This window comes from Azospirillaceae bacterium (assembly GCA_028283825.1).
Classification (GTDB): Bacteria; Pseudomonadota; Alphaproteobacteria; order Azospirillales; family Azospirillaceae; genus Nitrospirillum.
In genome coordinates, this window is the sequence record JAPWJW010000001.1 from 174,571 (window position 1) to 187,316 (window position 12,746).

At 68.3% G+C, this 12,746-nt stretch carries 3 protein-coding genes and 1 pseudogene; 1 reads left to right on the forward strand and 3 read right to left on the reverse strand.

Annotated elements, in window-relative coordinates:
* Positions 1 to 2: 2 nt before the first annotated feature.
* On the reverse strand, positions 3 to 986 hold the full coding sequence (locus PW843_00540; GenBank protein MDE1145094.1) for a zinc-dependent alcohol dehydrogenase family protein: 984 nt from the start codon (positions 984 to 986) through the stop codon (positions 3 to 5).
* Between the two features lie 182 nt (positions 987 to 1,168).
* Between PW843_00540 and phbB the strand changes: the two are divergent.
* Positions 1,169 to 1,895 (forward strand): annotated as a pseudogene (gene phbB / locus PW843_00545) (acetoacetyl-CoA reductase).
* A 160-nt stretch (positions 1,896 to 2,055) separates the two neighbouring features.
* On the opposite strand, the gene PW843_00550 reads toward phbB, so the two are convergent.
* Complete coding sequence (locus PW843_00550) at positions 2,056 to 5,409, reverse strand: autotransporter domain-containing protein (GenBank protein ID MDE1145095.1); 3,354 nt, start codon at positions 5,407 to 5,409, stop codon at positions 2,056 to 2,058.
* Positions 5,410 to 5,419: 10 nt separating this feature from the next.
* Complete coding sequence (locus tag PW843_00555; GenBank protein ID MDE1145096.1) at positions 5,420 to 12,490, reverse strand: hypothetical protein; 7,071 nt, start codon at positions 12,488 to 12,490, stop codon at positions 5,420 to 5,422.
* Positions 12,491 to 12,746: the final 256 nt, after the last annotated feature.

Consider the following 12,746-nt stretch of genomic DNA (forward strand, 5'->3'; position numbering starts at 1 on the left):
CGTCAGGGGACCAGCACCGCCGCCCCTTGCAAGCGACCGGCGCGCAAGTCGGCCACCGCCTGGTTGGCCTGGGCCAGGGGATACGTCGTGACCTGGGGCCGGACACCGGCCAGGGGCGCCACGCGCAGGAAATCCAGGGCATCAGCCCGCGTGAGGTTGGCAACGGAAACGAGTTGCCGTTCGCCCCACAGCCAATCGTAGGGGAAGGCCGGGATGTCGCTCATGTGGATGCCGGCGCAGACCACCCGGCCCCCCTTGCGCACGGCGCGCAGGGCCGCCGGCACCAGGGCGCCCACCGGCGCGTAGATGATGGCCGCGTCCAGCGCCTCGGGCGCCGGACCGTCCGATCCACCGGCCCAGACCGCCCCCAGCGACAGGGCGAATTCCTGCGCCACCAGATCATCGGGGCGGGTAAAGACGTACACCGCCGCCCCCTGCCAGCGGGCCACCTGCAGGATGATGTGGCCGGCGGCGCCGAAGCCGTAGATGCCCAGCGTGCGGTGGGGCCCCGCCATCACCAGCGACCGCCAGCCGATCAGGCCGGCGCACAGCAAGGGGGCCGCCGTCGCGTCGTCCAGGTCGATGCCGTCCAGCGGATAGACATAACGCGCCTCGGCCACCGTGTGCGTGGCGAAGCCGCCATCCCGGGTGTAGCCGGTGAAGCCCGGGGCGTCGCAGAGATTTTCGTGTCCCGACAGGCAGTAGGGGCAATGCTGGCAGCTGTGCCCCAGCCAGCCCACACCCACCCGCTGGCCAAGCCGCAGGCTGGTGACGGCGGGGCCCAGCCGGTCGACGACGCCCACGATCTCATGGCCCGGGATGCGGGGCAGCCCGCCCGGCGGCAGGTCCCCGTCGATCACGTGGAGGTCGGTGCGGCAGACACCGCAGGCCCGGACGGCGATGCGCACCTCGCCTGCGCCGGGCTGCGGCTCCGGCAACTCCATCTCCTCCAGAGTACCTGATCGTCCCAGCACCATGGCGCGCATGACGTCACCTCCACCTGGATGGTTTCCGGCCAATTTCCATCAGACATCACAACCCCGCATCCCGGCATTGATCAGCCGCAATTCCGTTTCAACCAGATGGCGTCTTGACGCACCGCAAGGAGGCACCGGCCTCCCGCGTGTTTCCATCCCTCCGCACCGACACTCACGGGATGGAGGTTCCAATGGCACGCGTCGCTTTGGTCACGGGCGGGGTCACCGGCATAGGGGCCGCCATCAGCCTTGCCCTGAAGGCCGCCGGCCACACGGTGGTGGCCACCTGTCCCCCTGCGGAGGAGGGCGCGGCCACGGCCTTCCGGCAGGCCACGGGCTTGTCCACCGCCACCTGGGACGTCGCTGACTTCGCCGCCTGTGCGGACGGCGTGGCGCGGGTCACCGCGGCGCACGGTCCCGTGGACATCCTGGTCGACAACGCCGGCATCACCCGCGACGCCATGGCTGCACAAGATGACGGCCGAGCAGTGGCGGTCCGTCATCGACGTGGACCTGGGCGGCTGCTTCAACATGTGCCGCGCCGTCATCGAAAGCATGCGCGAACGCCGCTACGGCCGCATCATCAACATCAGTTCCGTCAACGGCCTGTCCGGCCAGGCGGGGCAGACCAACTATGCCGCCGCCAAGGCCGGCCTGATCGGCTTCACCAAGGCCTTGGCCCTGGAAGGCGCCTCCCGCAACATCACCGTCAACGCCGTGGCGCCGGGCTATACCAGGACCGCCATGGTCGATGCCGTCCCGCCCGACATCCTGCAAACCATCGTCAACGGCATCCCGGCCAAACGCCTGGCCCTGCCGGAGGAGATCGCCCGCGCCGTGGCCTTCCTGGCGGCGGAGGACTCCGGCTTCATCACCGGTGAAACCCTGTCGGTGAACGGCGGCAAGTACATGCAATAAAAAGGATAGCGCCGCGCAGGGACAGCGGCCGCCCCAACCCTCCGGCGCCAATCAGGCGCCCTTGTGCACATTCGCTTGATCCTGACCGAGGATTACTGAAGCTTCGCAACCTCAGTCTCCTCGGTCAGGATCGGGTGGAGGACCTATTGGCGTCTCACTTTCAGAAGGCCCAGGTGGCACGCAGCATCCCGCCATGGGACTGGTAGCTGCGGCGCAGTTCGCCCGTGTACTCCAGCCGCAGGCTGACACCTTCGCCCTGCTGCAGGGTGGCGCCCAGACCCAGTGCCACGCCATCGGCCTCCGGACGGCCGGTGGTGCTGACGAAGCTGACGCCGCCCAGCGCGCCAGTGGTGGCAATGGGGCCGTTCAGGTAGTCGTGCACCCAGGCCACCCGCAGGTCGGGTGCCAGGCGGCCCAGGCCGGTGTTGAATGCCGTGTCCAGTTTGGCCCCCACTTCCTGGGTCAGGCTGTCCACCTTCAGGGCGCCGACCGCCATGTCGGCGGCACCGGCATCATGCTCGTCATAGGCATGGTTGGTCAGGCGCACGGCCCGCAGGCTGTACTGCGGCGTCAGGGTCAGGCCCGACGCCACCGGCAGGTCATAGCCCACCGTCACCTTGCCCAGATACTGCTCGCCGCCATAGTTGGCGTTGGCCCGGGCCCCCAGGAAAGCGATGATGCGGCGCTGGTCGTAATGGTTGTAGCCGAAGCCCACCTGGCCATCGACCGACAGGCGCTTGTCCGCCCAATCCGGACGCCACACGCTGTAGGCCGTCAGCTGGTAGCTGCCCACCCGCGTCAGGCTGCCGGCCATAACATCCTGGCCCACGGCGGCACCGTTCAGCCAGCTGAACGCCAGGCCCGCCATGACCTCGGGATCGGCGAACCAATCCGCCCCCAGCACCAGGCCGGCGCTGCTGGCGCGATAGCCGGCGGCGTCGGTGGTGGTGCCACGCAGCACGCCGCCCCCCAGGATCTCACCCCAGATAGCACCCTGCTGGCCGCCGGAACCGGCCGCCGCCCCGGTGCCACCGTCCATCAATCCCGCCACCGTCTGCTGGTGCTGGCTGATGGCCGAGGTGGTGGGCGTGACGACGGCGGTGGAGACCTGCGGCGTCAACTGGCTGGGCGACAACTGCGCCACCGCCACCTGCTTGGCCGCGGCACTGAGGGTGGACAGCGGCGTCAGCACCGCCGTCTGGACGGCCTGGGCCGCGGCACTGGTGCCGGCCGCGATCCGGTCCAGGGCGGCACCGGTGCCCACCGCCGCACCACCCTGCGCCGCGCCGACGGCGGCATAGTTGGTGCTGGCGCTGGCAACCTTGAGCACCAGGTCGGTGTCGCCGCCCACCGCCACGGTGGATGAGGTGACCGTGTAGCCGGCGGCGTTGAACGTCACGCCGCTGACCGACAAGCCGTCGCCCGTCGAGACGATGGTATAGGTGCCGACCGAAAGGCTGCCGCCGTTGGTGGCCTTCAGCGTCACGGTGCCACCCGTCAGGCTGGCGCCGCCCGAGATCACCAGGCTGCCGTAGTTGCTGGTGGAGGTCACGCCGATCACCAGGCTGCCCGCCGTCTGGCTGTAGCTGCCGGTGATGTTGACGGCGCTGTTGACCAGCAGCGTGGCGCCGCTGTTCACCACACTGTGGCTGCCGACGTTGATGACATCGTTCAGCAGCACCGTGCCGCCGCTGAAGCGCAGGTTGGCCAGGCTGCTGGTGATGGTGCCCATGGAACCGTTGGTGCCGGTCAGCACGCCCGGCGCGCTGTCGGTGCCGCCGGTGATGGTCAGCTCATTGCCGGAGTGGTTGGCGATGTCGCCGGCGATAGTGCCGGTGACCGCCAGGCCGCCCAGGCTGCCCGTGCTGGCGATGTAGAGCGCCGTGGCCCCGCCCGCCAGGTTGGAGAGGGTGCCGCCGACCGCCAGGCTGGCAAGGGTGCCACCGATGTAGTCGTTGCCGGCCACCACCAGCAGGTTGGTACCGCTGGTGACGCCGCTGACGTCCAGGCCACCCAAGCCGCTGACCACCGTGGCCCCGGCATAGCTGGAGCCCGTACCGCCGCTGACCAGCGTCGCGCTGTCACCGGCCAGGTGGTTGGTCGTGCCGGTCAGGCCGGCATCGACCACGCCGCCGCTGATGCCGGCAGCCCCGCTGACGCTCAACACATGGCCGTTGGCCGCCAGGGTGCCCGCCGTCTGGCCATAGTTGCCGGTGACGCTGACGTTGGCCACCAGGGTCACGTTGGCGCCGGCGTTGCTGACCGTGTGGTTGCCGACGTTGATGGCATCGGCCAGGCTGATGGCGCCGCTGCCGAACACCACGTCGGAGGATGTGTTGGCGATGGTGCCGCCGGTGAACAGGCCGCCGCCACCAATGACCGTCAGGTCATGGGCCGACAGGTTGGTGATGGTGCCGCTGATGGTGCCGCTGTTGACCAGCGAGCCCAAGGTGCCCGAGGCCGCGATGTAGAGTGCCGTGGCCCCGCCGGCGGTGTTGGCGAGGGTGCCGGTGACGCCGAGGCTGGCGAGGGTGCCGCCGACATAGTCGTTGGCCGCCACGGCCAGCAGGCTGGTGCCGCTGGTGCCGCCGCTGACATCCAGGCCTGTGACGCCGCTGGTGACCGTGGCACCTGAGTAGTTGGACCCGGCACCGCCGCTGATCAGCGTGGCGCTGTCGCCCACCAGGTAGTTGGTCGCGCCGGCAAGCCCGGCATCGACCACGCCGCCGCTGACCACCGCAGCGTCGCTGACGCTCAGGCCATGGCCCGCCACGGCCAGCGTGCCCGCCGTCTGGACATAATTGCCGGTGACGCTGACGATGCTGGACAGCAGCACCATGGCGCCGCTGTTGACCAGCGTGCCCGTGCCGACGTCCACGGCGTCGTTCAGCACCAGGTTGCCCCCGGCCAGGACCACGTTGGCCAGTGTGCTGGCGATGGTGCCCTGGGCGCCAGCCAGGCCGGTGAAGGTGCCGTAGGCCGTGCCGTTGGCACCGGCGAGAACCAGGGCGTTGGCGCTGGTGTTGACGATGTTGCCGGCGATGGTGCCGCTGTTGGTCACCGTGCCCAGGACGCCGCCGTTGTACAGCGCCGTGGCGCCGCTGATCGTCCCGCTGTTCACCACCACGCCGACGGTGCCGAGGTTACGGACCCCGTACAGGTCGCCGCTGAGCGTGCCGCTGTTGGACACCGTCCCCAGGCGGCCGGTCGCCGCCACGTACAGCGCGGTATCCACCCCGCTGAGGCTGGCGCTGTTGCCCAGGCTGCCCAGCGTGCCGCCGACATAGTCGTTGACCACCCCCAGCAGCAGATCCACCGTCGATCCGATGGTCGCCGTGCCGCTGGCCAGCGCCAGGCCGGTGATGCCGGAGACCACGTCGACGCCGGTATAGCTGGACCCCAGCCCGCCCTGCACCAGCGTCGCCGCGTCACCCACCAGATAGTTGGCAGTGGCCGACACCAACTGGGTGGTGGAAACCGTGCCGCCCGTCAGGCTGGCGACCCCCGTCACCACCAGCGTGCTGTCACCCAGCGCCAGCGTGCCGGACCGTCTGGCTGTAGTTGCCCGTCACCGTCTGGCTCTGCGCCAGGCTGACCGAGGCACCGGTGTTGCCGAGCGTGCCGCCGCCGACATTGACCGCATCGTCCAGCAGCACGTTGCCCGAGGCCAGCACCACGTTGCCGCCCGTGCTGGTGATGGTGCCGCCCGTCAGCGTGCCCACCACCGTGCCGGCCCCGCCGGCGATGGTCAGCACGCCCGACGCGGCGTTGACGATGTTGCCGCTGATCGTGCCGCTGTTGGCCAGCGTACCCAGGCTGCCGCCGGCGGCGATGTAGACCGCCGTGGCGGCGCTGAGCGCGCCGGTGACGTTCAGGCTGGCCAGGGTGCCGCCGATGTAGTCGTTGAGCACCGTCAGCACCAGCGCGTCGCCGCTGGCGCCGCCGGTGCTGATCAGGCCGGTCACGCCGCTGCTGACCACGGCGCCATCGTAGCGGGAACCGGCGCCACCATTGACCAGCGTCGTGCTGCCGCCCGCCAGGTAGTTGGCCGTGCCGGCCAGGCCGGCCGCCACCGTGCCGCCGCTGATGCTGGCCGCCCCCGAAACCGTCAGCACCTGGCCCGCCAGTGCCAGCGTGCCGGCCGTCTGCGCGTAGTTGCCCGTGATCGTCGTGGCCGGCACCCCCAGCGTGACGCTGGCGCCGGTGTTGCTGATCGTGGCGCCGCCCACCGTGACGCTGTCGGCCAGCAACAGGTTGCCGGACGCCAGGACCACGCCGCCCAAGGTGCTGACGATGCTGCCGCCGGTCAGCGTGCCCACCGTGCCGTCGCCGCCACCGGTGAGCACCAGTGCCTGGGCGCTGGTGTTGATCAGGTTGCCGGCGAGAGTGCCGCTGTTGGCCACCGTGCCCAGGACGCCGCTGTTGTACAGCGCCGTGGCGCCGCTGATCAGCCCGCTGTTGGAAAGGTTGCCCAGGCTGCCGCTGTTATACAGGCCGTAGCTGGCGCCGCTGATGGTGCCGCTGTTGGCCACCGCGCCGATGGATCCCGCGTTGTTCAGGCCGGCGGCCGCCACCTCGGGAGAGTCCAGCAGACTGCCGCTGTTCAGTACCGTGCCGATGCTGCCCTGATTGTACAGCCCCACCCGGCCCGTGGCGGTGCCGCGGTTGTCCACCAGGGCGACATTGCCCAGGTTGCGGATGCCGTAGAGCGTGCCGTCCAGCAAGCCGGTGTTGGACAGGCGGCCCAGGCTACCGGTCGCCGCCACGTACAGCGCGGTGTTCACGCCGCTGATGGTGCTGGTGTTGGAGAGGGTGCCCAGCGTGCCGCCGACATAGTCGTTGGCCCCGGCCAGCAGCAGGTCCACCGTCGACCCGATGGTGGCGACGCTGGTGGTCAGCGTCAGGCCGGTGATGCCCGACAGCACACCGACCGCCGTGTAGCTGGAGCCCAGGCCACCCTGCACCAGGGTGCCGGTGCCGCTGCCCACCAGATAGTTGCCGGTGGCGTCCACCTGGGTGGTGGTGATGGCGCCGCCGCTGATGTTGGCCACACCGCTGACCACCAGGCTGTAGCCGCCCAGCGCCAGCGTGCCCGAGGCCTGGGCGTAGTTGCCCGTGATGCTGAGGGTGTTCAGCAGGCTGATGACCGCCCCGCTGTTGATCACCGTATGGCTGCCGACGTTGAGGACGTCGGCCACGGCCTGGGTGCCGTTGGTGAACACCAGGTTGGAGGCGGTGTTGGTGATGGTGCCGCCGGTCAGCATGCCGGTGACGCCGACGGTGCCGCCCACGGTCAGGTCGGCCGCCGACAGGTTGACGATGTTGCCGGAGATGGTGCCGCCGTTGGACAGCACGCCCAGGGTGGCGGAGGCACCGTTGTAGATGGCGGTGACGCCGCTGATCAGCCCGCTGTTGGCCAACTGGCTGATCGTGCCGGTATTGCGGATGCCGGTCTGGACGCCGGCGATGGTGCCCAGGATGGTGCCGAAGGCGATGTTGCTCAGCGCGGCGATGGAACCGGTGTTGTTGATACCGATGGAGCCGGAGACCAGGCCCGCATTGGTCACGATGGCCATGCTGCCACTGTTGTTCAGGCCCGCCGTCACGCCGGTCATGGTGCCGGCGTTGCCCAGGCCGAACAGCGCGCCCTGGTTGTCCACCGCCGCACCCGTCGTGCCCCGGATGGTGCCGTAGCTGGTGAGCGTGCCGACGGTGCCGCTGTTCTGGATACCGACGCCGCCGATCATGGTGCCCAGGCTGGTGCCGATCGTCAGGGGGCCGTTCTGGATGCTGGTGAGGCTGCCCACGACGTTGATCGCCGCCGTGACGCCCACCAGGGTGCCGGTGTTGAACAGCGTGCCCAGACGCGCGCCACCCGCCACGTAGACGGCGTTTCCGGCGCTGACGGTGCCGCTGTTGGACAGCGTGCCCAGGGTGCCGCCGACATAGTCGTTGAGCGCCAGCAACGCCAGGTTGGTGCCGCTGGTGGTGCCGGTGCCCTCAAGCCCGGCCACGTTGCTGACCACCGTGGCGCCCGAATAACTGGACCCCGCACCGCCGGTCACAAGCGTGGCCGCCGCCGCACCAGCCAGATAATTGCCGGTGCCGGACAGACTGCCCACCACCGTGCCGCCACCGATGCTGGCCACGCCGCTGACCACCAGCCGGGCGCCAAGGTCCAGGTTCAGCGTGCCGGCCGACTGGCTGTAGCCGCCGCTAACGCTGACGATACTGGCCAGTGTCAGCGCAGCACCGGTGTTCGACACCGCGTTCGTGCCGACATTGATGTTGTCGTTCAGCAGCAGGTTGCCGGCCCCGAGCGTAATCGCGCCCGCGCTGACGATGGTGCCCTGGTTGGTCAGGGAGGCACCCGTCAGGGTGCCCACAATCGTGCCACTGCCGCCATTGATGATAAGCGGCGCACCGGAAGTGAGGCTGAGATTGCCGGCGATGACACCGCTGTTGAGAATTGTCCCGACATAGTTGCCGCTGTAGACGGCCGTGGGCCCGACGATGGTGCCACCAGCGTTATTGATCAGTGTCTCGACGGCGCCCTGGTTGTTGATCGCCATGGTCGTGCCGGCGATCAGGCCGGCATTGACCAGCGTTCCCAGGAGACTGTCGTTATAGAGGGCCGTGGCCCCGGTGATGGTGCCGCCGGCGTTGTTGATCAGTGTCTGGAAGTTGCCGTGGTCTCTGATGCCGATGGTGGTGCCGGCGATCCGGCCACTGTTGGCCAGCGTATAGAGGACGCTGTTGATGCTGACGCCGGTGGCGCCCGTGATGGTGCCATCCGCCAGGTTCGACACCAGGGACATCACCCCGCTATCGACGATGCCGGCCTGGATGCCGGTGATGAGACCCGCGTTGGTCAGGGTGAGCAACTGGCTGGTGTCACGGATGGCGGTGACACCAGCGATGGTGCCGCCGGCCAGGTTCGACACCAGGGTCATGGTGTTATTGTTGAGCAGGCCGTCCTGTCCGCCGGCGATGACGCCGCTGTTGCCGACCGTACCGATCAACCCGTTGTTGGCAACGCCATAGGACGTGCCGGACAAGGTTCCGGTGTTGCCCAGCGTCCCCAGCACGCCGGCCGCCGCGACGTAAACGGCGGTGTTGGCTGACAGCGTGCCGCTGTTGGTCAGGGTCGCCAACGTGCCGCCGACATAGTCGTTCAGGGCCACCAGCACCAGGTTGTTGCCCACGACTGTGCCCAAGCCGGCCAGGCCGGTGGAGGCGCTGAGCACCGTGGCGCCCTGATAGGTGGAGGCGGCACCGGCCGCCACCAGGGTGGCGAGCCGGTCACCCGCCAGATAGCTCGTGGCGGTGGCCGCGCGCCATGTCACCGTGCCGCCAGTGATGCTGGCCGCACCGCTGAGCACCAGTCCAGCACCTGCGCCAATGGCCAGCGTGCCGTCCGTCTGGGTGTAGCCGCCGGTGATGCTGACGGTGTTGGCCAGCGTCAGCGCGGCACCGGTGTTCGACACCGCGTTCGTGCCAACATTGATGTTGTCGTTCAGCAGCAGGTTGCCCGCCCCGAGCGTGACCGCGCCCGCGCTGACGATGGTGCCCTGGTTGGTGAAGGACGCGCCCGTCAGGGTGCCCACCGTCGTGCCACTGCCGCCGTTGATGATAAGCGGCGCACCGGAGGTGAGGCTGAGGTTGCCGGCGATGACGCCGCTGTTGAGGATCGTCCCGAGATAATTGCCGCTGTAGACGGCCATCGGCCCGACGATGGTGCCACCAGCGTTATTGACCAGTGTCTGGATGACAAGCTGGTTGTTGATGGCGATGGTCGTGCCGACGATCCGGCCGCTGTTGACCAGTACGTCCAGGGAATTGTTGTCGTAGATGCCGGTGGCACCCGTGATGGTGCCGCCAGCGTTGTTGGTCAGAGTCCGCAGAGGGCCTTGGCTGTTGATGGCGATGGTGGAACCGGCGATCAGGCCGCTGTTGACCAGCGTCTCGATGACGCTGGTGTTACGGATGCCGGTGGCACCCGTGATGGTGCCGCCCGCCAGGTTCGACACCAGGGACACCACCCCGCTGTCGACGATACCAGCCAGCGTCCCGGTGATGAGACCCGCGTTGGTCAGGGTGAACAACGAGCCGCTGGCACGGATGCCGGTGGCGCCGGCGATGGTGCCGCCGGCCTGGTTGGACAGCAGGGTCAGCTCGCCGGGGTTGAGCAGGCCGGCCTGCGTGCCGGTGATCAGGCCGCTGTTGCTGAGCGTGCCGATGATTTTGTTGTTGGAGATGCCGTAGGATGTGCCCGCCAGGGTGCCGGTGTTGCTAAGCCCGCCCAGCGTGCCGGTCGCGGCGACATAGACCGCCGTCCTGGCCGTCAGGGTTCCGGCGTTGGACAGTGTTCCCAGCGTGCCGCCGACATAGTCGTTCAGGGCCACCGCCAGCAGGTTGTTGCCGATCACCGTGGCGCCGCGGCTGAGGCCGGTGGTGGTGCCGATCGCCAGGGTGGCGCCGCTGTAGCTCAGGCCCCCGGCGGCGGACAGCAGGGTCGACGTCGCGCCGGCCAGATAGTTGCCCGCCACGGAGGAGACGACCGAGAGGGTGCCACCGGTGATGCTGGCCGCCCCGGTGATGGTCAGCGCCGCCGCCGGGCCCAGCGCCAGGGTGCCCGCCGACTGGCTGTAGGTGCCGCCGATGGTGACGCCGCTGTTCACCAGCAGGCTGGCGCCAGCGTTCACAACCGCGACCGAAGAACCATTCAGATAAACCGATGCGTCCAGCCGGGTGTTGCCGGCGGCGAAGACCAGGCTGGAATTGCTGCTGATATAGCCGTTGGTGAACGTGCCGACGGTGGTCCCGCCGCCGCCGATGATGGTGAGGGCGCTGGCGGAGCTGGAGGAGTAGAGGACGTTGCCGCTGATGGTGCCGCTGTTGACCAGGGTGCCGATGGAGCCGATGTCGTACAGCGCCAAGGAGTTGCCCGACGACGCGAGCAGGCCGGCGTTGATCAGCGTCTCGATCGTGCCGCTGCTGAAGATGCCGCGCCGTCCCTCAATGGTTCCCGTGTTGGTGAGTTGGCCGATGCTGCCACGGTTCGACAGGCCGGTGCCGCTGCTGACGATGCTGCCGCTGTTCGTCAGGGTACCCACGGCACCCACGCCGGAGACGTAGATGCCGGTGGTGGCCGTGATGGTGTGGGTTTCGTTCAGCGCCGCCAGGGTGCCGAAAATGTAGTCGTTGGCCACCTGGGCCTGCAGCGCCTGGCCGGTGGTCACACCCGACAGCGCCAGGCCGTACAGGTTGCCGCGGATGGTGGCGCCGGTGTAGTCGCTGCCGGCCCCGCCCTGCACCAAAGTGGACGCGATGGTCTGGCCGTACAGGTAATAAGCGCTGCTGGCGACCGAGGCCAGGATGGTGCCGCCGGTGATGCGGGCAGCACTGCTAACGGTCAGGGCGGCGCCGTTGCTGAGGTCCAGCGTGCCCCCGCTTTGCAGATAGGTGCCGGTGACGCTGGTGTTGGCGGTCAGCTTCAGCAGGGCGCCGATGTTGTTGAGCGCGCGGCCCGAAACCTTGACGTCATCATCCAGCAGCAGGTTGCCGCCGGACAGGACGATGTCGCCGCCATAGCTGGAAAGGATGCCCCGGCTGCCGACGCTGGTACCGGTCAGGGTGCCGAACGCACCGGAAACCGTGTTGCCGGCGATGGTCAGGGCGCGGGAACTGCCGTTCAGGACGGTGCCGGCGATGGTGCCGGTGTTCACCAGCGTGCCCAGGGTCCCGGTTCCATCCACGAAAACCGCGGTGCGCGCCTGGATCAGCCCGCTGTTGTTGATCAGGCCGATGCTTCCGGTGATGTCGATACCGACGACGCCAGCCCCGGTCGTGGGCGCCAGGATCGCGCCGCTGTTGTTCAGGGTCCCGATGGTCCCCGCGTTCATCACCGCGGCCGCACCGGACGGCCCCACGGTGGTGGCCCCGGACAGGATGGTCCCTTGGTTGTTGATCACGCCGATGGACGCGATGGAACTGTTATTGGCCAGGCCCACGACGGCGTCGGCGCCGATGATTCCTGTGTTGGTGAGGGTCTGGATGGACCCGGCGTTCATGAAGGCCATCGCGGTACCGGCCAGGATGCCGCCGTTGGTGATGGCGGTGATGGAGCCACTGTTCCCGAAGCCGAAAAAGCCACCCTTGATGTAACCGGCATTGCTGACACTGCCGATGGTGCCGGAGTTGGCGACACCGGCGAGGCTGCCGATGATCGACCCGGTGTTGCTGAACAGGCCGACGGACGGATTGAGGGTGGTGGAGGAAACGCCGATGGCGACCCCGACACCGCCGTTGCCATCGACGGTGCCGTTCACCAATCCCGCGTTCGCGAATGTCCCGATGGTGATGTTGCCGCTGATGCTGACCGGAAACGTTCCGCTGACCGTCGCACCGCTGGTGATGGTGAGCAGGTCCAGCGCCTGATTGATCAGCAGGTTCGAATTGGCGCCGGAAATGGTCTGGGCGGCCTGGGCCGGCTGGGGGGATGCGACGGCGACGCCCAGCATCAGCAGCGAAGAACCAGTCAGCAGCGAGCGCCGCAGGCCAGCGGTACCGCGCGTTACATTTCCATTCAGCATCTTGACCATTCCCCCGAACCCAAGCGCACGCGCAGTCGCCGGGCGACATTGGCCGCCCGCTGCAAATTCCTGTGATGACTGCCGCCAGAGCAGTAATACTTCCGTATAGGAGCGGGGCGACGATAGCCGATTTGCAAGCACGCGATCAACGACACAATGAATTCAAATAACGATGGAATTTGTCGAAATGAAAACGACAACGCGTCAAATAATGACAATCCTGATGATCCGACCGTCAGGATTGTCTGTTTCCCCC